The sequence below is a fragment of the Selenihalanaerobacter shriftii genome, assembly GCF_900167185.1.
GTDB lineage: Bacteria > Bacillota > Halanaerobiia > Halobacteroidales > Acetohalobiaceae > Selenihalanaerobacter > Selenihalanaerobacter shriftii.
This window is the reverse complement of record NZ_FUWM01000014.1, coordinates 58,314-84,671: the sequence shown is the minus strand read 5'-3', so window position 1 is coordinate 84,671 and position 26,358 is coordinate 58,314. Positions and strand designations below refer to the sequence as shown.

The following is a 26,358-nucleotide window of genomic DNA, read 5'->3' as shown; positions in this document are numbered from 1 at the left end:
ATATACTCCCAAATATTTAACTCCGTCCAGTCTAATAACGGATGAATTCTAACATGAGTACCTGGCGCAAAATCAGTCTTGTACTGATCCCAAAACTCCGGTGGCTGATCACCAATATCCCAATCATTATTCCTATCTCGTGGAGAGAAATACCTCTCTTTCGAACGAGTACCTTCTTCGTCAGCTCTTACTCCAACGATTACACCAGTATATGGCTCAGTATTCTTGTCTATCTCATACTCTCCTGTATTATGGTTCATTCTATATCTAGGCCAATTACCATTTAGAGTATTCTTCAATCCTGCTGTCTTCAACTTTTGACAACATTCTATTCTAGTCGTATTCCCATCAGGAAAAGTCTGCTTTTCTTTTAAAGCCGTAGTATTTTGACCATAAATCATATCTAACTTCCATTCCCTAGCCAATCTATCCCGATGCTCAATCATCTCCGGAATTTTATAATCAGTATCTATATGTACCAATGGAATCGGCACATGCCCAAAAAATGCTTTTCTTGCTAACCATAACATAACTGTACTATCTTTACCAATCGACCATAACATACTTAAATTTCCAAACTCACTATAAGCCTCTCTTAAAATATGAATTGCTCTATTCTCTAACTTATCTAAATGATCCATAACTCTAACTCTCCTCCTATAATAGATCAATACAAATCATAAATTCCAATTAAACCATAACTTATTTCTTATAGTAAACTCTTCCACACTACCATCTTGTGTCTTTAAAGTCCAGACTATTTCATTTCCTAAGTCTTTTGCTTTTAAAGTAGAGCCTCGTCCGCCAATTTCTACAGGTAAATAAACCTCTATTGCCTGCCTTGGGCATTCTTTCACACAGGCAGCACAATCCCAACAATCAGCTTTATCTCTAATCTCTGCTTTGTTATTTTTAGTCTTATATAATAAATTGCCAGGACAAATTCTCATACAACATGACTCATCTTTATTTCCACATCCATTACATAACTTTTTATCAATTCTGACTGTCATCTAAAACACCTAACCCGACATGTTCCCGTTCAATAATTTTTATTTTCTCTACCTGCTCATCATAACAAGAATTTACAAATTTAAACCAATTTTCATCATCCTTTTTTGGATAATCAATTCGTTGCTGATAAGATTTCCACCTAGTCTCTTTCCTATATAGTAAATGCTCTACTAAAACTTGAGCTACCAATGTTCTATCGATTACTTCATGCAATTTCATTAACTGATGTTTATTTCTTACTCTTCCATGTTTTAAATCCTCTTTTAATTTTTTAAGCAATTCTCTTGCTACTAATAACTTCTCTTCATAAATTTGATAATTAGTACTTAAACCACCAGCATACTCATCCATTATTTTTTGCAATCGTTCTTCCAATTTTTGAGGAGTAATTTCCCCTTTATTTTCTAAGAAATTAAAAGTTCGGTTAAACTCTTTCTCTATTAAAGCTTGATTTATCTCCTCAAATTTAATATCCTTAATGTCCTCCAAAGCATTAAGACCAGCTATCTTTCCTTCTACCATACAACCAGTAACATATTTCTTAGGAGCACCACCAGCCACATCCCCTGATGCATATAAACCCTCAATTGTTGTCTGACGGGTTACATCTACCCAATAACCCGACTGAGAATGCCCCCCCACTATATAAGGTTCAGTACCATATATTTCTACAGGCTCTGCATTGGGCTTTATTTCTTCCTCAGCCCATTTCAAGATAATATCTGGTGACATATTCAAAAAGGCTTCTTGCAAATGATGACTCTCTTCATCACTGAGATGAGTAATATCTAAATAACAAGGACCTCTCCCTTCCTGGTTCTCTTTCATAGTTGCATATAGTCTAAAAGGAGTAGTATTCTTTTCATAATTTTTTTGATATTCTACTCCCTGACTATTAATCTGCTTAGCATTAAAACTCAAAGCTAAAGTACCGGTAGGAGAAATTATATCTTTAGTACGCAAGGCAATAAATCTCATTTCAAAAGTAGTCATTTCTGCTCCAGCTCTAATCCCCATGGCATAACCAGCACCTGTATTAAAAGGAGAATACCACATCTTATGTCTAGCCCCTCCGGGGTTGTTGGGCTTATAGATCCCGGAAGCACCACCAGTAGCACAAATAACTGCCTTGGCTTGAATAAAATAAAATTTATTTTCTCTAACAGAGAATCCAAAAGCTCCTTTAATTCTATTATCCTCTACTAAGTAATTAGTGATATTAACTCTATTTAAAATATCTACACCACTCTTTTTCACTGCCTGAGCCATAATTGGTTTAATATGCTCTCCGTTAATCTTGACACTACGCCTTCCTTTAGGAACATAATTACCTACTTCGTCTTTCAAAAAGGGAACTCCCCATTCCTCAAGTTTTTTAGTTGCTTTATTTACTCCTTGTGCTATGGTATAAATCAAATCTTCTCTGACTAATCCCTCAGAGTCTTTCTTTATATACTCTACAAAACTCTCCGGCGTCACACCGGGATTCAGATATGCATTAATGGCACTAATTCCAGCCCCTAAACAACCGCTCCGTTCTATATGAGCCTTTTCGACAATTAATACATTTACATCTGGATTCTCTTCCTTTATTCTAACCCCAGCATAAGATCCAGCGGTACCACCGCCAATAATCAGAATATCAGTCTTTAATTTTATAATTTCAATATCATTTTTAATAACATTCATATTGACCACCTTATTAATTTTAACCATTTCATTAACTTTATTTCCTATGCAAAGCCTGAGCAAAGTCTTTCTTGAGATCACCTATATCTTCTATGCCTACACTAACTCTGATCAAATCATTATAAACACCTAATGCTTCTTTCTCTTCTTTAGTATTATTAGAATATATAGTTGAAGCAGGATGAATTACAAGTGATTTCACATCACCAAGATTAGATAGATTATAAAAATAATTTAAATTATTTATTATCTCAAATGCTCGCTTCTTGCTCCCAACTCGCAGCGTTAAAATTCCACCAAACCCGCCAAAGAATAAGTCTTTAGCTCTGTTATAATAATTATTATCCTTTAACCCAGGATAATTTACACTTTCAACTTCTGAATGCCCCAACAAAAACTTTGCTAATTCTAAAGCATTATGACAGTGTCGTTTCATTCGCAATGATAAAGTGGGAAGTCCTAGTTCATTTAAGAAAGAATTTAAAGGTGAAGCACAACCCCCTAAATTTCTGAATGTCTCTCCCCTAGCTTTAGCCACAAAAGCTAATTTTCCTTGTCGTCTGTAATCCGCAAAGCTATCAAATTTAGTCCAGTTAAAGTTTGCTCCATCAATTATTACTCCACCAATAGAATTAGCCATTCCATTAATATATTTAGAAAGAGAATGAATTACTATATTTGCTCCTAGTTCTAATGGTTTTATCAATACCGGTGTAGCTAAGGTATTATCAACTATTAAAGGAACCCCCCATTGTTTACATATTTTAGAGATACCCTCAATATCAGGTACATCTAGGCGAGGATTGCCGATTGTTTCTACAAATACAAATTTAGTCTTTTTATTAATTAGTCTAGCTATATCCTTCTTTTCAACCCCATCACTAAAACGCGGTTTAATCCCATATTTTTTATAACTCTTGAATAAATTATAACTTCCACCGAATAATGAACTACTAGTAACAAATTCATCACCAGCCTGTAAAATATTTAAAGTGGCTGTAGCAATAGCAGCCATACCCGATGAAGATAGTATGGCCGACTGACCTCCTTCTAAACTAGATATTTTTTCTTCTACACTCCGAATAGAAGGGTTATTAACCCGACTATATACGTAGCCAGGTGCTCTACCTTTAAATATTTTTTCTAGTTTTTCAGCTGTCTTATGTTCAAAAGAATTAGTCATATAAATTGGAGTATTAGTTGCTCCATACTCATCTTTAGTTTCTAAATTAATCAATTTAGTTTCGAATTCCATAAACTCTCTCTCCTCTACTCTGTTCACAATAGTACCACAGGCTCATTTAACTCTAATCTTAACCTTGATCTATATCTAATTTTTCTTAACTCTTAATAAATAATAGCCTTCTTCTACCTTCTCTTGTAATAAAATTTTATGCCCTTCAGAAGCTAAACTTTCAGGTACATTAGCTATCGGCTCCCCTTCATCGAGATAAATCTCTAAAATATCACCTTCATCTAAAGGGGAAATAGCCACCTTAGCCTTAACAAAATTCATTGGACATTTAACTCCCCTTAGATCAGCAACCTCTATCTTTGTATTCTTTTCTTTATCAATTTCTAATTTTGTTTCCTTTCTATCATCAAGTCCTTTAATCTCTTCTAAATCAAATTCTAATTTAGCGTTTAGTGAGTTGAATAATTTTTCTACTCTATTAATTAGCTTCTCAATTCCTTGTCTATAATCTAGCAAGCCTGTAATATCCCCTAGCTTATAATCCAATGCTGCATCAAGTAAGTCTGTTTTTTCTTTACTAACTAAACCTTTATCGATAAATTCAGACCTAAATAATGATAAAACTTCTCGATCTCTATCCGTATCTATTCCTCGTATAATTAATAAGGCTCTAGCTGCACTAACAATTGCCTTATATAAGCCTTCATCATCTTTATTTTCAACTGCTTCTTGATAATTATCTTTAGCAGTTTCAAGATCAAGCTCAATAATATCCATTACTCCAGCACCACATTCTCCAGGACCTCTACCGGCTAAAGTAAAATCTTCTTCTCTTCCCCAGTCTTTATAAATACCTGGATTTTCTTTATAAGCTGGAACTTCTGTATATTTCCTAGCTAATTCAACTATTTTATCTTTTCCTTCCTGACTTAAATATTCATTAAATCTATTTGGATTATAATCTTTATCTGCTGCTAAGCTATTTGCTAAGTTTACTAAAAAATCCGGAATTCTTTTAGCTGGAATATCTATTACTGATTTACCGTATCTACTTTGATCTTCTGCTATATTTCCTCCTAATAAAAGAGAATAATGAGGAACTAACTTATTACTAAATCTTTTAGCTCTACCTTCAAATCCTATCTTACCAATTAAGTGTTGTCCACATGAATTAGGACAACCACTAATATAGATTTGTGGAATTAAGCTTTGCAAGTCATTACTAAGTGAAAGTAAAGCATTACGAATTTCTGTTGCTAAATTAGGAGATAGACATAACCCCAATCTACAAGTTGAAGCTCCTTTACAAGCAATAGGCATTACTCCCATATTATCTATTAGAAATTCTGAATTAACATTACTTATATCTTTAATTAACTTCTCTACACTCTCCTCTTGAATACCTCTAATTAGGAGCCCTTGTCTATTAGTAGTCCTAATCGACAAGTCTTCATCTATTAATAATTCTAACAAAATCTCTAATTCTTCATAAGCAATATCACCTTCTGGTGGCCTTAATTCTAAAGAATAATACCCAGCTACCTTTTCCGGATAAAGATAATCTAGAGCTAATTCTTTATTGAAATTACTATCACAATTATTTCTCTGATTTCTTGCTTCCTGATAACAATTTATCTCTTCTATATCTAAACCTTCTTCTAATACTTCTCTAAAATAATCTTTATACTTAAGAATAAATTCTTCATCACCTAATCGCTTTCTTACAAAGCGCAATCTAGCTTTATGTTTATTACTTCGATCTCCATAATCATCAAAGAATCGTTTAATTGCTTCAGCTACATAAAAGATCTTATTTTCCTCTATAAATTCCTCTAACAAAAGTGCCACTTCAGCTTGATTTCCCATACCACCTGCAGCATATACTTTAAAGCCTTTCTTACCATTCTGCTTTTTAGCTATAAAACCTAAATCATTAACAGTAGCCAGTGCTTCATCTTCTTCAGTCACAGAAAAAGCAATCTTATATTTCCTAGGTAAATTAAATGAAGAACGAAATTTAATTAAGTACTCAGTTAAGGCTAAACTATGTGGAGTCGTATCAAAAGGTTCATCTGGATTTACCCCTGCTCGGGAAGAATTCATGATATTTCTAACCGTATTTCCTCCACCACCTCGAGGACTTAAGCCTACTTTTAAGAGTTCAAATAGCATTTCGGGAGTCTCTTCTATGTTTACTTGATGGATTTGAATGTCCTGTCTAGTGGTAAAATGCAAATAACTACTACCATACTTTTTACTTAATTCATTTAAAACTTCCAATTGCTCTTTTGTAATCACTCCTCCAGGAGCCCTAACTCGAACCATATATTTCTCTTTTCTTTTTTCTTGCCCCCGTTGGCCATAAACTCCCATGGGGACTCTATATCCTTTAAACCTTACTGGATCAATAGTTCCATTTAAAAAACGTTTTACTTTCTTTTGATATTCCTCAGTATCCTCCTTTATTGTTTGCGGAATTGTAAATACAGGTTGATTATTCATAAATAAAGTTCACTCCTCTCCATTCTTTATAAATCTAATCTTTATTTCACTCACATCTTGCTGCTTCTTAATCCTAAAAGCCTTTAACACAGGTACTGACTTCTGTAACGATAAGATAAAATAGATAGCTTCTTCATCATAAGCCAACTCCTTATCTTCATTAGATGGTCGAGATGGAGTAAAGGGATGAGAATGATAATTTCCTATCATTTCATAACCTAACTCTCTTACTTCTTTAACAACTTCAAATTGTTCTTTAGGATCCATAGAAAAATGCTCAGCCGAATCATCTAAATTAGTCATTGGAAATATTTCCTTAACTTCTAACTTGTCGTCATTAATTAAACCAACTACTAAACCACAACATTCCTTAGGAAACTCCTTTTGAGCATGGTTCACTAAGTTTTGATAAAGTTTAACTGGTAATTCGATTATCATAATTCACAAACTCCTTGCTCATAATCTATTAATTCTTTTATTTCTGGATTACTGCCACATATCTCACAATCGTCTCTCTTTTCCAAATCAATCTTTCTAAAATTCATTGCCAATGCATCATAAGTTAATAGCTGACTTGTTAACAATTCCCCTTCATCCAAAATATATTTAATCGCTTCCGTTGCCTGAAGAGTCCCCAATATTCCACCTAACACTCCAATAACTCCAGCTTCTTTACAGGAAGGTACAGAATTAGAACTAGGTGGTTCAGGAAAAAGACAACGATAACATGCTCCTTGACCAGGTACTACTGTCGTTGTCTGACCAGTAAATCTAATTATTCCCGCATGAGAGAATGCTTTATTCTCCATAACACAAACATCATTAATTAAGAATTTAGCTGGAAAGTTATCTGTTCCATCAATTATGAAATCATAATCTTTAATAACTTCTCGTATATTTGTAGAATTTAAATAATAAGGATAAGTTTTTACCTCAACATCAGGATTCATTTCATTTATCTTATCTCTAACCGACTCTACTTTTAAATTTCCCACATCACTAGTATAATGTAAAACCTGTCGTTGTAAATTTGATAATTCTACTTTATCAGCATCAACTATACCTATCTTTCCTATCCCAGCTGCTGCTAGAAATTGAGCCGCCGGTGTTCCTAAACCACCAGCACCAATAATCAACACTGAAGAATTCAGTAACTTATATTGTCCCTCTACTCCTACATCTTCTAAAATAATATGTCTAGAATATCTTTCAAGTTCTTCTTCACTAAAATTCACTTGTACCACCACCCATAAAGTATAAAAATTCTACTTTATCTCCACCTTTAACAATCTGATCTTTAAATTCTTCCCTGACTAAAATTTCACCATTTAATTCGACCGAAACCATCTCAGGCATATCAACATCTTCTTTCTTCAATAACTCTTCTATTGTTAATTCTTTATCTAACTCTAATTCTTCACCATTTAATACAATCTTCACTTTAACCCCTCCAAGAATTATTATTCAATGTATACCAAGTGGTTTACTAGGTTTTAAGTAAAAAAATATTTATTCATCTTTAAATAAAATCGTACTTAGATATCTCTCTCCTGTATCAGGGGCAATTGTAACAACTTTCTTCCCTGGACCTAACTCTTTAGCTACCTTAATAGCTGCAGCTGCAGCTGCCCCAGAAGAAATCCCCGCTAGAATTCCTTCTTTAATTGCCAATTCCCGTGCCACCTTCATAGCCTCTTCATTTTCTATCTGAATTACTTGGTCTAAGATATCAATATTCAATACTTCTGGAATAAACCCAGCTCCAATTCCCTGAATCATATGTGGTCCTGGTTCTCCACCACTGATTACAGAAGAATCAGTAGGTTCTACTGCAATAATTTTAATATCTTCAACTTTATCTTTTAAAACTTCACCAACTCCAGTAATCGTACCACCTGTTCCAACTCCTGCTACAAATGCATCTAATTCTCCATCCATAACTTCTAAAAATTCTTGAGCAGTAGTTTGTCTATGAATATCAGGATTATTTGGATTCTTAAATTGCTGAGGCATAAAGTAATCATTATTTTCCTGTGCCAATTCTTTAGCCTTGTCTATTGCTCCCGGCATCCCTTCATCTCCAGGAGTCAAAATTAATTCTGCTCCATACGCCTTAAGTAATTTTCTTCTTTCTAAACTCATTGAATCAGGCATAGTTAGTGTCACATCATATCCCTTAGCAGCTCCTATTAAAGCCAGACCTATTCCTGTATTTCCACTGGTTGGCTCTACAATAGTTCCACCTTCTTTTAATTCACCACTCTCTTCAGCTGTTTCTATCATGCTTAAAGCTATTCTATCTTTGACACTTCCTCCAGGATTAAATAATTCCAACTTCATATAAACATCTGCCATGTCATCATTAACTACTCGATTTAATTTCACAACCGGTGTTTTTCCTACTAACTTCGTTAGATTATTAACTCTTTTCATCACTTCTACCTCCTATAAATTTTAATACCTAGTAAACCAATAGGTTTATATAACTATATGTTGTTATGATTTTATCAAAGGCTATATCTACTGTCAAGAAATATTTCAGTTTTTAATATATTCACTTAAAATAAGGAAGTGCTCAAATATCTTTCACCATTATCAAAAGCCATTGTTACTACCTTTTGTTCTCTATCTAACTCCTCTGCTACTTTAATAGCGGCTGCAACTGCTGCTCCAGAAGAAATCCCAACTAGTATTCCTTCTTCAACCGCTAAACGCTGAACTGTTTCTATTATTTCCTCTTTTTCTACTGTAATTATTCTATCTAAAATATTCATATTCAAGACTTTCGGAACAAAATCTACTCCAATACCTTGAACTATATGAGGCTTAGATATCCCATCACTAAGTATTGGAGCTTCAGCAGGCTCTACTGCAATAATTTCAATATTATCAATGCTTTCTTTTAAAGCCTCGCCTATTCCAGTTATAGTTCCACCAGTTCCTACTCCTGCTACAAAAGCATCTATATTTTGATTCATAGCCTTTAAAATCTCAGTAGCCGTTATATCTTTATGTGCTTCAGAATTAACAGGGTCTTCAAATTGATTAGGCATAAAATAATTTGGGTTCTTTGCTATTAATTCTTTTGCTTTCTTGACAGCACCTGACATACCTCCACTTCCTGACGTAAGAATTAATTTAACACCATAAGCCTCTAATAATCTCTTACGTTCTATACTAACCGTATCAGGCATAGTTAAAATCACTTCATATCCTTTCGATATTCCCACTAAAGCCAGACTAATCCCGGTATTGCCACTTGTCGGCTCCACAATTGTTCCTCCAGGCTTCAACTCACCTCTTAATTCTGCAGATTCAATCATATATAAAGTAATCCTATCTTTAATACTTCCACTTGGATTAAATAGTTCTAATTTTATATAAACATCTGCAGCATTCGAGTCGACAATTTTATTTAATTTCATTATAGGTGTATCACCAATTAATTGTAATATATTATCAACTACTTTCATATTAATCACCCTTTTTAATAAGTTTACTTCTTTTTTTATTCTAATATCTAATTACCTTTAACTCTTATGTTATCTTAGCCTCATCAACAATAAACTATTCTTATACATGTAAATCAACATTTCATCAAATTTTTTCTTCCTTTTTTCAATTTGACTTACAAAATAATCTTAATCTCTATTTTGCTTTAAGAATTGAATATAATTTAAAGTATTCTTCATCTCTTCTTTATCAAAGTCACTCACTGCCTTTAAGATACTTTGAACTCTAAAGTCTCCTAACATTTCTCTCACTTCTGGGGCTAAAAATGACATCAATTCTTGTATACCCTTATGTTCTAATAAAAAATAATGAATAGACTTCCCTAATGCCTTAGATATACTTTCTAAAGAAGATACTGATGGTAAAGTATATTGATTTTCTATTTGACTAATTAAACCAGAAGATAAACCAGATTTTTCAGCTAGCTTAGTAACAGTCATTCCTCGATATTGTCTTACTTCTTTAATCCTTTGTCCTACTTTTAATTCCTCAACATTCTTAGTTAAAAAATAGTCAATATTAACCTTAAGAACATCAGTAAGCTTTTTAATCATTTTTAAATCTGATTGAATTTCATTATTCTCTAATTTAATAAGTTCCTCTTCATCAATATCAGTTAATTTAGCGAGTTTAGAAATTGAGAGATTACGTTTTTTCCTAAGTAACTTAAGTTTATTTCCAACCTTTAATTTTTCAGATTGATTATTAAATAAATGAATAATAGATATATTTAAGGCTTTAGAAATTTGTTTAATAGTAATTAAAGAAGGACTTTTAATATTACGCTCAATAGCACTTAAAAATGAATACGAAATTCCTATTTTTCTTGACGACTCCTTTAACGTTAATCCTCTTTTTTTACGAGTTTCTCTAATTTTTTCACCTAAAGTCATATATATCACCTCTCTTTTCATAAGCTAAACTGCACATTTTGATGATCATATATCAATAAATTGAAGATAGGGTATATAAACTTCTCAATACTTAATTCTATCTTGCATTTTAAAGTTCTTTTGTATTCTTATAGAATACATTTCAAAATTATATTATCCTAGATAACGAATAAATAATTAATAAGTATATTCATCACAAAGTAAATATTTGATTAATTTCTCTTAAATTATTAACTTATTCACGTAACTTTTTCTTAACATTAATATATTCCTGTTCAATCTCCTTCTTAGTAAATGAATACCTGTCATCATTATCCCATTTTTTAATTGCTTTTTCATAATAACTTACTGCTCGTTTATAGTTATTATTTTTAACATCATGTCGAGCTTTAAGTATCATATTATTCATTGTCGATTCTTGTGCTAATATACCTGATATAGTAATAAAAAATAATAATGCCAAACCATATATCTGTAAAACTTTTATTCTATCCTTTGTCTTTCCCCACATAACTAATTTAGGTTTAATTAAACCTAAAACTAAAAGTGTAAAGAAAGTAATTTTAAAAATATTAACCCATTTATACATAATATTCATCTCCTTTTAACATGAATTTTAATATCAAATCCTTACCAAAAATATCACTTGCAAAAACGGCACCAATAGTAATTGAAATTTATAATTTGCTATAACCTGTAATGATAAGAACTTAAAACTTTTATTTGAGATTATCTAAAATTTCATTTAGTTCTTCTTTATTAATTTCACCTTTAGCATATCTTCTTCTAGCTATATTAATCGCACTATCTTCCTGTCTGTGATTGTAATTATTATCATTGCTGTTGTTATTACTATTTTTTATTAAATAAGCAACACCTATAATAATAAGAACCCAAAATATAATCATCATAATACCACCTCCAAAACTATGCATACCATATCCACCCATTCCCCATCCTCGTCGAAACCAGCCCATCATACATCATTCCTCCTTTTCCTCATCATGATACCAAACTGCACATATTATTCCATTTACATTTAGTATGTTATCTGGTTCATTATCTTTAATAGTATAATTAATCATTCCATATTAACTGATATTTTATTCAACATCACTTGATCACTTGCTTCAAAAACTGATATTAAATTTACTCTTTATTATATTACAATCCAATACTCTTCAATTATATATATTTGTTATAATAATTTTAATATGTGTTGTAAATCATTATCCTATTATACTTATTAAAATTAAAGCATATTAGACCTATTTATTTCTCTTCTATTCCACTCAAATGGAAAGAAAGCAGGAGTTTCTTTGATATATTCTACATACTCTTCTCCAAACTCATTTAAAACCTCTTTTTCTTCTCTCTTGGCAAGTTTATAATATGAACGCATTAAGATTGGCCACATTACTAATGTAGAAATAGTAGGCCACTGAATCATCATCCCGATTGTTAATAAAAAGATTCCTAAATATTGTGGGTGCCGAATATATTTATAAATTCCGCTAGTTACTAATCCTCCCTTACTTCGATGTATTTGCCACCAACCAATACCAATAATAATCATTCCTATTCCAAAAAGAAGACTACCAATTTGACAAATGACTAATGCTTTATCTACTCCTAATCCAAAACTAGCAAGTAAGTGTCCATTTTCATGAGAATAAGGATTTAATACTGGTAGTTTATACCCTAACACTGAAGTCAAAAAATATATAGTTAAAGGGAATCCATACATTTCAGTAAAAAGTGCTACAAAAAATGCACTCACAACTCCCATTGACCGCCATTCTCGTTTCTTCTTGGGTTTAATAAAGCTAACAACAAATAATAATATCCAAACTATATTAACTATAACCATAATCCAAAGCCCATAACCATAATTCATCATATTACCTCCAATTAATATCATTGACGAATCAACTATAAAAATCAAGTTAAAATTAACATTGCATAAATCTCCTTTTCACAGACCATCTCCCTTTACATAAGCCACGCAAGTATATCTATTGCTTTTATTAACCCAATATATTCTAGATAAATCTGTTTAGTTTAATGGGAATTTTGTTTTTCTTCATCTTCACCTTTGTTTTCATTGTGATTATGGTGGCCTCTCATCATAAAGATGTGCATTAAAGGACATATCAAAAACAATAACCAAATATTATCAATATTTGAATCTTTAAAGAAAATCCATACAGCAGCAAACATTGCTAGACAACAAATTAACATCATTAATATATGACTATTATGGTTGCTATTTTTCTTTTTTGACATAATATATTCACCTTCTCAAATTATATTTTCTCTAATAGAGCCTTCTAATAAATCTTATAATATATTATAAGAGATAAAATTATCAGCACTAAAGCTGCCACATTACCTATTAACTTATTTCTACTATTAATTTTACTCTCATCGATAAAATGTATAGAAAAGTTTCCTATTTTAAAAATTAACTTTGACATTTAAATCCTCCTATTTTATATTATCATTTACTTTGACCTCCTCTTTATTAGAAGAAGATTCATCTTCACTACAACAGCTACTTTGAGATGAATCTTGCTCTTGATGACCTCCATGTCCACCACAACAACCACCTTTTTTCATCATTAAATAAAAAATACCAATAAAAATTATATATGAAGCTATATTACCTAAATCCACTTTCTTCACCCTTTCTTTATTAAATTTATTTATTCTGTCTGGGCATATTTCTTATTATTCTAAATATCAATTAATTATAGAAAAATATAAATTCTATAGTAAAAGAGTTAGCACCTTCATAAATTAGATACTAACTCTATATAATGAGGGAGTTATTTACTTAAACTGTTTATTCTTTAGTCTTTTTCATCATTTTTTCAGGATCAATCTTGTGCATATCTTCTCCTTGTTGCCCATTCATTTGTTGCATCATCTTCATACACTGCTTCATCATTTGATGCATATTCATCACATTGTTATCTCCTTCACTACCTTGGCCCATCATTCCCATACCATTTCCATTATGCATGCTCTGTTGTTGATCAGCTTCATGAGCAAAGACAGCACTACTACCTAATATCATTAACCCTAAGATCAATGTAACAATTAATACTTTAGATTTCATAAATTGATCACCTCCTTTCTCCAAAATTAAGTTAACTTAATCTACAATTAAACTTTGAAGAGCTACCTTATCATCCCAAGTAAACTTTCTAGTTGGTACATTCCTAACATTTTTAATTATTAATTGTATAGACTCGGTGGCATCTGTTATTAAACTATGACCTTTATCATCCATTTTTTTAAGCATTATGTATGCTTTTGGATGATGACTAGATTTACGGTCCCATCTCCATTCAATATTGTCCCTAATTACTTTTTGTTCTTCTTTACCATTATTAATCTTAATTACTAATTTACCTGAATTAATCTCATCTAATAAATTACCACTGTGAGTAGTTAACCATGCCTTAAATATTATTTTATCAGTAGACTTTTCTAAAAGTGGATTCGCTAATGCTACATCAAACATAACACCATTTGCTGCATTCTTCCTAATCATATCCTCAACTTCCAACTTCTTTGCATTTGCTACTTTAGGATATATGAAAATTGACATTACTAATCCTAAAACTAAAATGAATATTACATTTTTCTTTTTCATTTTACCATACCTCCGTTATTATATAATGTATTTAACGAAAAATAGATCATAGGAATGATTATGAATCCTTGATAAATTTAACTCATTATGTAACCTCCTTCCAAGCCTCATTGGGGGTAATAGGATGTGCTTTAATTACCATTTATTGGTTTGTAACTATATACTAAGTTAACCCCACTAATGAAATAGGGTAGAATACTGGTTAATTTTTATTTAAAAATTAACCAGTATTCTATATGAGGGGGCAAAGCTTTAAATTCAGCTATTACTTAAAGTTGCAAAGGAAATTTCATGGGGTTCATTTCCAACCTTAAAATCAGTTATTTTCTCAAAAGATTTAGCATCAAAAACTATTACTTCATTATCCATAACATCGGTTACATAAACAAAACTACCAGTTGAGTCTATAGCAATATGGTTTGCCCTTCCTTTAATAGTTAAAGTTTTAACTTCTTGATAATCTTTAGTGTTAACAATCGAAATAGTGTTGCCCCTATTAGCAGTCCAAATATATTTTCCGCCAGAAGAAGTAATAATTCCATGAGTTCCTCTCTCAATAAATTTAGTCAGTCTCGTTTTCCAATTCTTTGTATTAACTACTGAAATACTACCATCAATAACATTAGCAGTATAGAAGTAATTACCATTAGGCGAAGAAATAGCTTCGTTAGGACCACCTCCAACATCTACTTTAGTCAATAACTTCTGTTTATTTGTATCAATAACACTAATTAAATCCTTATCTACATTACTTACGTATGCATATTTACCATCAGAACTGAAATTAATATGTCCTGCTCCATTAGTTATAATCTTATTTACTATCTCATTAGTCTTCGTATCAATTACTAATACATTACCACTGCTTCCCTTACTTCCACCAGCTAAATAAAGATATTTATTATCTGGACTGATGTCTACTCCATGAACTGGGCTATCAACCACTAATTTCTTAATTAATTTTTCTTCTGGTAGTGAAAAAACATAAAGGTTCCCATCTTTATAATCACCTATATAAAGTTGCTGATGAAGAGAATCAACTGCAATACCATGAGAAACTTGCTTAGCCACTTTAATAGTATTTATAACCTTATGTCGATCAGTATCAATTACTGATACAGTTCCACTATATGCATTAGCAATATAAGCATAGGTTTTAGCCTGATTATTAGTTGCAACTAAATCTTTAGGTTTCAATTCTTTGGCCTCTACTATTTCAGGATATAAAACAACTGATAAAACTAAGCCTAAAGCTAAAATGATCAATGAACTTTTAATAATTCTATTCATTTACTGTACCTCCCTATGGTATATGTAATTTAATAAAAAAATATCGCATAAGTATGAAAAATATAGCGGATGAAGTTTAGATAATAATAATTTCTTGCCATCTACATACCAGGGTAGGGTATATTGATGGTAAAATTTTTGAATGCAACTCTTATAATATTTATCAATTAAAAATAAACATCTTAATTCTTATATGTTTACTTGGTTTTATTATAAATAAAAAATAGGAGTTTGTCAATAGTTAATTCAGTAATCAAATGAAAGACTAGAAAAAATCAATTCCTCTAAACCTAGTTATTAATATTCACTATTTCATCTCTTTAACTATATCAAAGGAGACCTTATGCGGTGATATTCCCAATAGCTCACGAGCTCATGCAAGGCAATATCACCAATTCTGTCATAAGGCTATATATATGATTTAACCATGTTATAATATTTTTTTCTATAGTTACTTGAATTATAAAATCTTTAATTTTTCCTGCATCTTTCACTAGGTGTAGCCTGTGAAAGATTCTTTTGTAATCCTAATAACTCTTCTGTTGTTATTTCTAGCAATTCAAATAGATTTTGATTTAATGAATAATAAATCCACTTGCCATCACGATCAGTATTTACTAACTCATTCTTTTTTAATATTCTCAAATGATGTGAAATTCTAGGCTGTGACATATCTAATTCTTCTTGTAGTTCACAAACACATAACTCACCATGAGATAAAAGTTTAATTATTTGTAATCTAATCTCATCAGCTAATACTTTTAAAAATTTTGCTAAACCTTGTTCATTCTTCATCTACCTTTTCATTCCTTCCTAATTTCAGCCATTATGATATTATAAAAAATAATAAACCGCTAGTAAATTCCATTTTTTTAATTTTTTAACTACTTGTCCTTATAATTTATCAACATATTGCTAAAGATATTATAGAAAGAGCTAAAATATTTTATATCTTATTATCTGCCATAATGATACAATTGAATTGCATAGAAAATTGAATGACTATAATTTAAATATAAGGTGGTTAAAATTTATGAAAAAGATAAGTAAATCATTATTATTTGAATGTATGATTACTTCAATCATCGTTGCGATAGGTATATTTATAGTCATGTCTTTAGTTGCTAAAGATTTGGGATTCGGCTTAACTTCTGGTATTCTCACATTTATAGTGTTTTCAATTATATTAGTAATGAAAGTTAATAACAACTTCCATTAGAACTACCTAAAAAGATAGTCTCATCTTTTATTACTAGTCCTGAAGCGATTAGTTTATCCCCATATATACACTCCTGCATCTTTCAAATTAGCTTGAAAAGTTGCTTAATTTGATTGGCTATTATCAATTTGATTGTTAGCTTGAGTAATATTTTTGGTAAATGAAGCTAATTTAGAAACAACTTCATATTCCTCACTCTTACTCTTACGCATAATTAATCCTATATTTTTAGAATAATACTCATAATTTTTAAATGATTTACCATTCTTATTAGTAGTAACTTTAACTTGAATTACATCATAAAATTTCCCCGCTGGCACTGTTAAGGTTTGATTAACTTCTACGATTTCTCGTTTGCGCCCTGCTGTATCCCAAGAAGTCCCTGCCTTAAGTGGTTTCTTTAAGATCACTTCTTCACCTTCAGGCTTATCCTTAATTTCAGAAATAAGATTACGATCATCATGAAATCCGCCCTTCTTTATTAACCGAACAACCTTATCTTTGTTCACTTCATAGACCGATGCTACAGTTGTCCCTCCATTATCATCATGAACCTGTACTAAATTATCATCTGTAAATTTCACTTCCCTAATAAAAGATGCAAATTCATTACCTTCACCATTAAATTTAAATGTCATTCCTTTATTTACTGGGAAATAACTACGTAAATCTTCTTCTGGTAAATTAGTCTGCTTAGGAGCTACATTTCTTCCACAACTAGTTAAAACTATTATAATTAATAAAGATATAATCACTAATGAATAACTCTTAACCTTATTTATCATTTTATCCTCCTTATAAGTCATTCTTTTAATTTCAACCAATTTTAGTATATGTTAAATTGTATTTAAAATTCTATAATAAAAAGAGAGGCAACATGTCCCCTCCTTAAAAATTAATTCATTTCAAATATAATCTTTTGCCCTCTATCTTTTATTTCTACAAAATCTACTGATAAATCATTAAACTCTTTCTTAAAATCAGTAGTAACATAATAATTATCTCTAAAGTGAATAGGAACTATTAATTCTGGATTAATTGTTTCTGCAAAATATTTAGCTGCTAAATAGTAATGTTCTTCTAATCTATGATCAACTGGAACAAAAGCTACATCAATATTTTTTCCTTTCAGTCTATCCAATTCCGCTTTGTAGTCTGCTTCCTCTTGTTTTTGTTCTTCTGGAGTGAATTTATTCCAGTGCCACCAATTAAGGTCTCCAGAGTGAAAAATATTAAGACCATCTACTTCTATATAAAAAGAAACACCTTGGTCTGTGGTACCATAAGTTTCAATATAAACATCTTCTAATTTTAGTTCCTGATATTTAGATAATTTATGATAATTATCTTCTTTTGCTACTTCTATATCATCACTTAAAATATAATTTATCTCTTGGTTATAATTCTCCCAATCAAAGACAATTGGATTATAATGATCAGAATGTTCATGGCTTACAAATACTAAAGTATTATCTTCTGTCTTTAAAATTTCAATTGGAATTACTCCATTATCTAAACTTCTCTCTTGATTATCTAATGTTTCATCATTATAATAATCAAAGATTAAAAAATGATTGGAAGTCTGTACTGCAACTCCACTATGATAAAGATGATAGATATTTACTTCTTTAACTTGAGTCATAATTATACCTCCTAGGCAAGTAACTATATAATTTGATTTCTATGAATTTAAATTAATATGACTAATCATAGCCTTTATATGAAAATAAGTAACGTCATCAGATAAAGCATTCTTTATTGGGCTTAATTTCTCCATTCCAACCTCTTCTATCTTATCTAAGATCAATTGCTGATGTTGCTTAGGTACGAGAGATTTTAAATCTACTTCTAAATCATCTTTAGCTGCTTTTATCATATGATTCTTTACAGTACTTAAAGCTAAACCTCTCAATTCAGCTATATCTTCTAATGCTTTTCCTTCCTTATACAAATTATAACTTATAACATGGCTTTTTAAATTACTATTATTCTTAACTTTAATACTTGAATTTTTTACTCTTCTTTTCGAATTAGTCTCTCCTATATGTTCTTTAATCTTATTTATAAATTTATAACCATACTTTTTTAATTTAGCAACTCCAACACCTTTAATCTTTGTCATTCCTTTTGCACTAGTAGGTAATTTATCGACCATATCTCTTAATGTACTATCATTAAAGATAACAAATGGTGGTACATTTTCTTCCTCTGCTATTACTTTTCTTAAATTACGTAATTCATCAAAAAGATCACTACTCTTAGAAATTTTCTTAGTCTCTTTTCTAATCTTACGTTGTACTTTTCCCTTCCCTTGTAATAAAATTGCTGCTTCCTCTGTAAGCTTAGTCACTGGGTATTTTCCTTCAGTTAAACTGATATACTTTTCAGCTACTAAGAATTTAATAAGATTTTTAATCTCTTTAATAGTATAATTATTCATTATTCCATAAGTAGATAATTCATCAAGCCCGGATTTTAAAATTCTTTTACTTTTAGAACCTCTTAATACTTTAGCTACAACTGAAATTCCATATCGTTCATCCATCTTATAGACACATGAAAAAACTTTTTGAGCATCAGTGGTTATATCTACAAATTCAATATTCTCATCACAATTACTACAATTACTACATTCATCAGATACATCTTTTTCACCAAAATACTCTAAGATATATTGCCGCAAGCATTTAGAAGTATGACAATAATCAATCATCTGTCGTAACTTCTTATATTCATGATTCTTTTTCTTAGGTGAAAGATTAGATTTTTCAATAAAAAACCTTGGTAATCTAGTATCACTAGGGGAGAATAATAAAACACATTCACTCGGTTCTCCATCTCTACCTGCTCTACCAGCCTCTTGATAATATGCTTCCAAATTCTTAGGCATATTATGATGGATAACATATCTAACATTTGATTTATCAATTCCCATCCCGAAGGCATTAGTAGCAACAACAATTTCAATTTTATCATATAAGAAATCATCTTGAGTCTTCTGTCTTACTTTATCACCTAATCCAGCATGATATTTACCAACTGCAAATCCTTTTTTCTGTAAAAAAGAATGAAGATTATCTACTTCTTTTCTGGTAGCCGCATAAATAATCCCTGCATCATCACTATTAGTAGTTAAAAATTCTTCTATAAAGTCACGTTTATCCTCACCTTTTACTAATTTAAAGGTTAAATTTGGTCGATCAAAGCTAGTTATAAATATACTATCTTTATCTATCCCTAAAATTTCACTAATATCCTCTCTAACCACTTCAGTAGCAGTCGCAGTAAAAGCTGTTACAGTTGGTTCATTTACTAAAACATCTATTAAATTAGGGATTTTACGATAAGCCGGCCTAAAATCATGCCCCCATTGAGAAATACAATGAGCCTCATCTACTACGACTAAAGAAACTTCAAGTGACTTCAACATATTAAGGAATTGCTTTGAGTTTAACCTTTCAGGAGCTATATAAAGTAAGTCATACTGACCAACTTTAGCCTTTTCTAACCTCTCCTCTATTTCTACTCGATCTAAAGAACTATTAATAAAAGTAGCACCAACTCCTAAGGCCTGCAAAGAATCAATCTGATCCTTCATTAGTGAAATCAAAGGTGAAATAACAATTGTCGTTCCTGATAAACAAATAGAAGGGATTTGAAAACAAATTGATTTTCCGCCGCCGGTGGGCATAATTCCCATAGTATGATTACCAGCTAATATATTCTCAATAATATCTGCCTGACCTTCTCTAAATGATTCATAACCGAAACATTCACTTAATATTTTCTTAGCATCTTTTAACATATAAAATACAACTCCTCAGTCCATTACATAGGAACTATTCTATTACCACTATTCTCTCTGTTAGTAATTTCCTACTATTTACTTATTATATTGTCACACCGAATAATCCTGCTTTAAATAGCATTATTCTTCTTTAAAATTAAATGATTACGCTTTAGCTAATAACTTTTTCCTTTATGATAATACTTTTCCAATTACCTTATTCTTTCTATGATAGAAAATTCATCTTCTTTTCTCCTATTTCACTTCTAAGTTTATTTTAAAAAATACCTAAAGGCTTAACTCCTAAATAAATAAAGTATAAAGATAATCCTACCAAAAATACTCCACATATTAATAATATTATCCGGTAAATATTATCTGATAACATTTCTTTACCTGATGCAATTCCGAATGAAACACCTGTATACCAAATAAAATCGGCACTAATATGTCCTAAATAAAATACTATTAAACCAATAATACCTTGCTCCCAAGCCATTGTTACATATCCTAAACCTATGGTTGCCCACCAAATAGTCCAATAAGGGTTTGAGATACTAGTTAATACCCCAATTGCCTCAGGTTGTAAAGATTTATTTGAACCAACAGCAGCGAGTTCTAATTTAACCTTGCTAAAACCAGCGTCCTTTATAATACCAATTCCCATCCATAATAAAAATAATCCGCCTACAATAGAAATAGTAATTTTTACACTAGAAAGAACTAAAAAACTGCCTAGCCCCATAATTAAACCTATGATTAATAATAATTCTAAAATACTATGTCCTAATATAATTCTTGGTCCTGCACTAGCTCCTTTATGATAACTTTCATTTACTGTAGCTGTTAATAAAGGTCCTGGCATCATAGCTCCTGAAAAACCGATAATTAATGCTGTGATAAAAAGTGTATCTAATTCCACTGTCTCTTCTCCCTTCTCTAAGATTACTCTTATTTAAAATATCTTATTAATCTAATACTATATGAAAGTCATAATCTCCTGTGTAAAATAAAAACTACACCTTAATTATCAAACTAAAGACTCATGTATAAAGCATATTCAAAAGGATATTATAATAACTGTAATAGGTCAGCAATGGTCGAGATAAAATTGATTTTAAATTAATACAAAGAGAGGAATTATATAGATGACTGAAAATCAAGGTGAACTCTCAGTTTGGCATTTAACATTGTTAGCCTTAGGAACAATAGTAGGTGGCTCTTTCTTTCTTGGTTCTGCTATTGCTATTAAGAGTGCTGGCCCAGGAATACTAATTTCATACTTAATAGGAGGCATACTAGTCTACATTATTTCTGTAGCTCTTTCTGAAATGACTGTTGCCTATCAAGTTCCTGGGTCCTTTAGAACATATGCTGAGCAAATGTATGGCCCTGGAGTTGGATTTGTTGTAGGCTGGGTCTACTGGACAGGAATAATTCTAGCTATGTCAAGCGAAGCAACAGCAGCTTCTGTATTTCTTCGTACCTGGATTCCGGGAGTTTCATTGTCAGTTATGGCGACTATAATAATTATTATAGTAACCTTACTTAATTTACTTGGCGCCAAACTATTAACTACCTTAGAAAGTGGTCTGGCTTTAATAAAAATTTCAGCAATAATAGGATTTATATTACTAGCATTAGGATTAATAATCGGCGTGTTTCCTGGTAAAGGACCTATTGGCATAGGAGTTTTAGAAACAGAACCATTATTCCCAGGTGGATTAACAGCTATTGCCGGCAGTATGTTAATCGTCATGTTTACTTATGCCGGATTTGAAATTATCGGCTTAGCAGCTTCCGAAGCTAATAATCCACATCAGACTATACCACGAGCAATTATCTTCACAGTATTAGGCTTGACGACATTATATATTATTGGTATAACAGTCTTACTACCTTTAGTACCAACAGTAAACCTTACAAATGAAGTCAGTCCTCTAGTAATCAGTTTAACTAGATCTGGACTTGATTGGGCAGCCGGTGTTATGAATATAGTTTTAGTTATAGCTATCCTTTCAACTATGTTGGCTGCTATGTTTGGATTAGGTCGTATGATGCATTCCCTAGCTAATGAAGGATATGCCCCAACCTGGTTAAAAGAAGAAAGAGAAGTTCCACAACGCGGTATACTTTTCTCTGGTTTTGGAATGCTAGCAGGAGTAGCCTTAGCTAATCTATTACCGAGTCAAATCTATATCTTTTTAGTAAGTTCGGGTGGGTTTGCACTTCTCTTTACTTATATTATTATTATGGCTACACATTATAAATTTCGAAAAGAAAAAGGGTGTCCTCCCAAAGGAAACTGTCAACTTCTTGGATTTCCCTATACATCATTATTTGGTTTAATTTCTCTTATAGCTATTTTAATTAGTATGCCTCTAATCCCCGGACAAGGTGCTGGACTTTTTGCTGGGCTATCACTAGTAGTATTTTACACACTAATTTACGGCATAATGTTTATCTAACCATTGGTCTTTTAAACTTAAATTCAAATGTATTTTCGCTTGCTATTACATCTTTTAATTCATCATACATAGAATAAGAACCTATTCCACTAATATTAACCCAACCTTTAGCTCTAGTTAAAGCAACAAATAATTGATTTCTTAAACCTACGTCTGCTTCATCCTTAGCAATTTGATCTAACCCAATTACATATACCATATATGCCTCGTTACCTTTAGCTCTAAAAATATTAGCAATAGTAACTGCTTCTGTATGCCAAAATTTATTAGAATCTTTTTGGGGCCATTTAGGATAAAATACATTTTCTCTTAAAGAAGTAGGAATATAAATATCAATTCCTTCTCTCTTTAAGAACTTAGCTGCTTTAACCTTAAGTCTGAAAGCTTCCTTAGCATCACCTAAAGCAACTACTAAAATATCACGACTAGGATTAAGACCATCTTGATTAATATTCTTTTTTATCTTATCTGCTAATGACTTCAACTCAACTTGACGAGAAGTATGTGTATTAAACTCTATGGTATTACCTGACCAGAGCTTAGGAACTCGATTAGGCGTACTCTCTAGAGGACGATGTAGTACTACCTTATGTCCAGACCTAAACTGCCCTTCTTTAATCTTATAGCCGATATCTTCCCAATCTTCTTTAGTTGTAAATCCACTTAACATACCTTCCTTTCTTAATAAGCCCATTCCAATTGCATGAGCAGTAACTAAGATTGGTCCCGGGGTTCGATAGCACTTATTCATAATTTCACTCTTTCTAATTCCACCTTTATGAAGACCACTCACCATTCGTTTAAACTTAGGATCATTACCAAATAATTCCGGTGCCGTAGGAATATTTAATGAATTTAAACTCTGCGCTTCATCATAAGCCCAGATTAAACGTCTTGATTCTTTATCATCAATTGGTTTTAATGATTTATAAGCCAGCCAGAAGAATGGTTGTTTATCTTCATATTTTAATTTTTCATCATCAACAATCAAGTCCTGAGCTTCATCAATTAATACGGCATCAAATAACGGATTAATATCATCAGTATTCTCTAAAAATATTTTAATAGCTTTAATCAACTTTTCACTTGGATCTCTATCTTTTAATTTCTTACTTCCTGCATTTAATGATCTTAAATTATGATGTTCACATATCTCTCTATAAAATCCAGCTTGCCCCTTAGAACCCCAAGCATGTAATACTTGTAATTTTTTATTTTCATCTGGATAATAACCTTTTTCTCCATTAGTAAAACGTTTCATCCATTTATCTAACTGATCAATAGTACCTTCATATAAGCTACGGGTAAAAAAGACCAATGCTATCTTCCAATCAGGATTTTTCAAATGCATATGTACTGCCTTTTGTGCTAGTAAAACACTTTTACCAGAGCCAGCTATTCCTCTTATTCTCTGCGGTCCAGGTGGTATACTCTTTCCAATCTCTTCTTGTTGTAAGTCTATTTCATGTAAGTCTCGTTTGATGATCGTTTTAACTCCACCGCGAGTTTGCTCATTTTGTTGTTCTTCTACTTTTTCTCGATAAATAGTTGTCCCTGTTAAAACTGAAAGTAAGACTTTCCATCTTTCATCATTAATCTTTCTTCCAGGTACAACTTCCTCAATTTCTTTTATTCTCTTTAATAATGTCTTCTTTCCTAATTGGTCACCAAAGATTATTGACTGCGTACCTTCATTAGCTAACCCTTTTTCTTCCCATTCCTTACTCGTTATGTTAGGTAAAGCTATACAAGCCCTGCCGTTTATCTTACGTCTAATTTCAGACTCCGTATCACAATAACCTAATAGCGCAAATAATTAATCTTCTGCTTCTTGATAAAATTCCTCTATAGAATCAACTTGATCAATAGTTAACTCACTAACCTCAATAACAACCAATCCTAACTCTTTATCAATAATTAAGATATCCGGTTCTTTACGATCTTCGCCTCTTTTTGAAAATAGCGGATATCGCCAATATCCCATACACTCATTCGGTCTAAATGAATCACATACAGCATTCCATATTTTTGCTTCTTCTTCTTCATCATCGGTTCCTAAAGGGTCTGTTATAATAAATTTTCGCTTATTATTAGATAAACTATTATCCTGTATTATATCATCTCTTTTAATCTTATTTACTTCATCATCATTTAAAGCTAAATTAGCAATAAACTTTTTGTTTTTTTCTTTTCTTAAATTAATATCGCTAATAGTTTGTTGTTTATTTTTTAATATCTTTAACTCTTTTTGTAGTTGGTCTAACTTTTGTTCATAAGCTTTTGAAAGTTTATCAATATTCTTTTCATTTAATTCATTCCTATCTGGTAATATAAACTCTTCGGGTTCAAAATCCCATTTACCATAAATCTGCATGAACCAAACTCCTAATCTAAATGCTAATGATAATACAGTCTTTGCATCCTCTAAGGTACCATAAGAATTATGTACAGCTTCATTTCCTTCTTGTCTTAGAGTATGAAATATTTCTAATATCTCTCCAGTTATTAATTCTTCTCTTTCTAATATCTTTAATCTATTGAACTGACTATCTTCGACAGGTTCTTCTAAGTTATCATAAGCAAAAATATAATCAACTATCTGTTCCCCAAACATTCTTAATTTAACCAATGTTGTATTTGGATCTCTATATAAATTTTGTTCTGCTAGCTCACCTAAATCACTTAAAGTTGGCCATTCATCTCTTAAAAATGAAAAGTTACTTCTTTGCATTTAATCACTCCTAATTATATCAGCAATAATCCTACTTATATAAAATATATTCATTAATTTAATATAATAACCTCTATTTTATAAAAAATTATTAGAATGCTACTTCTCCCTTCTCCTAAATTATTTCTACATTATTTTTTAAAAAACAAGACCAATTTTTATTTTGCCATCTCATTACATCCATAAAATTTTGTTACTATAAATTAAATAATATATATTTATTCAATTATTTAGTTGACAAAATTAGAATAATTATGATAAATTGTTATATATAAGATTAAAATTTTAATAAATCTCGTATATTTCCCGTAATATGGTCGGGAAGTTTCTACTAAATGGCCACAAACCATTTACCTACGGGAGAAACATTATCTGTAAAAAATACATTAGCGATCA

27 protein-coding genes and 1 riboswitch are annotated in these 26,358 nt (G+C 31.2%); of the genes, 1 reads left to right on the top strand and 26 read right to left on the bottom strand.

Features of this window, described 5'->3' with window-relative positions; translation table 11 throughout:
• The 24 genes from cysD to B5D41_RS08790 form a co-directional block, all read right to left on the bottom strand.
• A partial coding sequence (cysD, locus tag B5D41_RS08910; protein WP_078809396.1) for a sulfate adenylyltransferase subunit CysD occupies positions 1 to 641 on the bottom strand: 641 nt, incomplete at its 3' end.
• A gap of 36 nt (positions 642 to 677) precedes the next feature.
• On the bottom strand, positions 678 to 1,013 hold the full coding sequence (locus B5D41_RS08905) for a 4Fe-4S binding protein (protein ID WP_078810282.1): 336 nt from the start codon (positions 1,011 to 1,013) through the stop codon (positions 678 to 680).
• Entirely contained in the window at positions 997 to 2,703 is a 1,707-nt protein-coding gene (locus B5D41_RS08900; RefSeq protein WP_078810281.1) for an adenylyl-sulfate reductase subunit alpha, read from the bottom strand. The genes B5D41_RS08905 and B5D41_RS08900 overlap by 17 nt, the downstream gene beginning before the upstream one ends.
• Positions 2,704 to 2,740: 37 nt before the next feature.
• Entirely contained in the window at positions 2,741 to 3,958 is a 1,218-nt protein-coding gene (locus B5D41_RS08895; protein ID WP_078810280.1) for an O-acetylhomoserine aminocarboxypropyltransferase/cysteine synthase family protein, read from the bottom strand.
• A gap of 75 nt (positions 3,959 to 4,033) precedes the next feature.
• Positions 4,034 to 6,400, bottom strand: coding sequence for a sulfurtransferase TusA family protein (locus tag B5D41_RS08890; protein WP_078810279.1), 2,367 nt, complete (start codon positions 6,398 to 6,400; stop codon positions 4,034 to 4,036).
• Positions 6,401 to 6,409: 9 nt separating this feature from the next.
• Complete coding sequence (locus B5D41_RS08885) at positions 6,410 to 6,838, bottom strand: M67 family metallopeptidase (RefSeq protein ID WP_078810278.1); 429 nt, start codon at positions 6,836 to 6,838, stop codon at positions 6,410 to 6,412.
• A complete protein-coding gene (locus B5D41_RS08880; RefSeq protein ID WP_078810277.1) occupies positions 6,835 to 7,635 on the bottom strand; it encodes a HesA/MoeB/ThiF family protein in 801 nt (266 codons plus the stop codon). Before B5D41_RS08880 ends, B5D41_RS08885 begins: the two co-directional genes overlap by 4 nt.
• Positions 7,625 to 7,840: a sulfur carrier protein ThiS gene (thiS, locus tag B5D41_RS08875; RefSeq protein ID WP_078810276.1), complete on the bottom strand. Its 216-nt coding sequence runs from the start codon at positions 7,838 to 7,840 to the stop codon at positions 7,625 to 7,627. Before thiS ends, B5D41_RS08880 begins: the two co-directional genes overlap by 11 nt.
• A 69-nt stretch (positions 7,841 to 7,909) precedes the next feature.
• Positions 7,910 to 8,833 carry a cysteine synthase A gene (cysK, locus tag B5D41_RS08870; RefSeq protein ID WP_143555687.1) on the bottom strand — a complete coding sequence of 308 codons (924 nt, stop codon included), beginning with the start codon at positions 8,831 to 8,833 and terminating at the stop codon, positions 7,910 to 7,912.
• Between the two features lie 125 nt (positions 8,834 to 8,958).
• Positions 8,959 to 9,873 carry a cysteine synthase A gene (cysK, locus tag B5D41_RS08865; RefSeq protein WP_078810274.1) on the bottom strand — a complete coding sequence of 305 codons (915 nt, stop codon included), beginning with the start codon at positions 9,871 to 9,873 and terminating at the stop codon, positions 8,959 to 8,961.
• Positions 9,874 to 10,041: 168 nt separating this feature from the next.
• The gene (locus B5D41_RS08860) at positions 10,042 to 10,806 is read right to left on the bottom strand and encodes a helix-turn-helix domain-containing protein (RefSeq protein WP_159442926.1); all 765 of its coding nucleotides are present in this window, start codon (positions 10,804 to 10,806) and stop codon (positions 10,042 to 10,044) included.
• Between the two features lie 235 nt (positions 10,807 to 11,041).
• A complete protein-coding gene (locus B5D41_RS08855) occupies positions 11,042 to 11,395 on the bottom strand; it encodes a hypothetical protein (protein ID WP_078810272.1) in 354 nt (117 codons plus the stop codon).
• 130 nt (positions 11,396 to 11,525) lie between these two features.
• Complete coding sequence (locus B5D41_RS08850) at positions 11,526 to 11,786, bottom strand: SHOCT domain-containing protein (protein ID WP_143555686.1); 261 nt, start codon at positions 11,784 to 11,786, stop codon at positions 11,526 to 11,528.
• Positions 11,787 to 12,058: 272 nt separating this feature from the next.
• Positions 12,059 to 12,703 carry a methyltransferase family protein gene (locus tag B5D41_RS08845; protein WP_078810271.1) on the bottom strand — a complete coding sequence of 215 codons (645 nt, stop codon included), beginning with the start codon at positions 12,701 to 12,703 and terminating at the stop codon, positions 12,059 to 12,061.
• Between the two features lie 164 nt (positions 12,704 to 12,867).
• The gene (locus B5D41_RS08840; RefSeq protein WP_078810270.1) at positions 12,868 to 13,092 is read right to left on the bottom strand and encodes a DUF2933 domain-containing protein; all 225 of its coding nucleotides are present in this window, start codon (positions 13,090 to 13,092) and stop codon (positions 12,868 to 12,870) included.
• Between the two features lie 201 nt (positions 13,093 to 13,293).
• Positions 13,294 to 13,482 (bottom strand): hypothetical protein, encoded by a 189-nt coding sequence (locus B5D41_RS08835; protein ID WP_078810269.1) that lies wholly within the window; start codon positions 13,480 to 13,482, stop codon positions 13,294 to 13,296.
• A gap of 169 nt (positions 13,483 to 13,651) precedes the next feature.
• Positions 13,652 to 13,927 (bottom strand): hypothetical protein, encoded by a 276-nt coding sequence (locus B5D41_RS08830; RefSeq protein WP_078810268.1) that lies wholly within the window; start codon positions 13,925 to 13,927, stop codon positions 13,652 to 13,654.
• Between the two features lie 36 nt (positions 13,928 to 13,963).
• On the bottom strand, positions 13,964 to 14,467 hold the full coding sequence (locus tag B5D41_RS08825) for a hypothetical protein (RefSeq protein WP_078810267.1): 504 nt from the start codon (positions 14,465 to 14,467) through the stop codon (positions 13,964 to 13,966).
• A gap of 258 nt (positions 14,468 to 14,725) precedes the next feature.
• Entirely contained in the window at positions 14,726 to 15,757 is a 1,032-nt protein-coding gene (locus B5D41_RS08820; protein ID WP_078810266.1) for a YncE family protein, read from the bottom strand.
• A gap of 471 nt (positions 15,758 to 16,228) precedes the next feature.
• Positions 16,229 to 16,552, bottom strand: coding sequence for an ArsR/SmtB family transcription factor (locus B5D41_RS08815; RefSeq protein ID WP_078810265.1), 324 nt, complete (start codon positions 16,550 to 16,552; stop codon positions 16,229 to 16,231).
• 528 nt (positions 16,553 to 17,080) lie between these two features.
• Positions 17,081 to 17,761 carry a TapB family protein gene (locus tag B5D41_RS08805; protein ID WP_078810263.1) on the bottom strand — a complete coding sequence of 227 codons (681 nt, stop codon included), beginning with the start codon at positions 17,759 to 17,761 and terminating at the stop codon, positions 17,081 to 17,083.
• Between the two features lie 110 nt (positions 17,762 to 17,871).
• Positions 17,872 to 18,618 carry an MBL fold metallo-hydrolase gene (locus B5D41_RS08800; protein WP_078810262.1) on the bottom strand — a complete coding sequence of 249 codons (747 nt, stop codon included), beginning with the start codon at positions 18,616 to 18,618 and terminating at the stop codon, positions 17,872 to 17,874.
• A gap of 39 nt (positions 18,619 to 18,657) precedes the next feature.
• Positions 18,658 to 20,781 (bottom strand): DNA helicase RecQ, encoded by a 2,124-nt coding sequence (gene recQ / locus B5D41_RS08795; RefSeq protein WP_078810261.1) that lies wholly within the window; start codon positions 20,779 to 20,781, stop codon positions 18,658 to 18,660.
• A 259-nt stretch (positions 20,782 to 21,040) separates the two neighbouring features.
• The gene (locus tag B5D41_RS08790) at positions 21,041 to 21,685 is read right to left on the bottom strand and encodes a LysE family transporter (protein ID WP_078810260.1); all 645 of its coding nucleotides are present in this window, start codon (positions 21,683 to 21,685) and stop codon (positions 21,041 to 21,043) included.
• 226 nt (positions 21,686 to 21,911) lie between these two features.
• On the opposite strand from B5D41_RS08790, the gene B5D41_RS08785 reads away from it, so the two are divergent.
• Entirely contained in the window at positions 21,912 to 23,231 is a 1,320-nt protein-coding gene (locus tag B5D41_RS08785) for an amino acid permease (RefSeq protein WP_078810259.1), read from the top strand.
• On the opposite strand, the gene B5D41_RS14260 is transcribed toward B5D41_RS08785, so the two are convergent.
• Entirely contained in the window at positions 23,224 to 24,582 is a 1,359-nt protein-coding gene (locus B5D41_RS14260; protein WP_200806446.1) for a DEAD/DEAH box helicase, read from the bottom strand. The two genes, B5D41_RS08785 and B5D41_RS14260, sit on opposite strands and share 8 nt — an antisense overlap.
• Before the next feature lie 465 nt (positions 24,583 to 25,047).
• Positions 25,048 to 25,962, bottom strand: coding sequence for a DUF4145 domain-containing protein (locus B5D41_RS14255; RefSeq protein ID WP_200806445.1), 915 nt, complete (start codon positions 25,960 to 25,962; stop codon positions 25,048 to 25,050).
• Positions 25,963 to 26,237: 275 nt separating this feature from the next.
• A riboswitch (purine riboswitch) is annotated at positions 26,238 to 26,339 on the top strand.
• Positions 26,340 to 26,358: the final 19 nt, after the last annotated feature.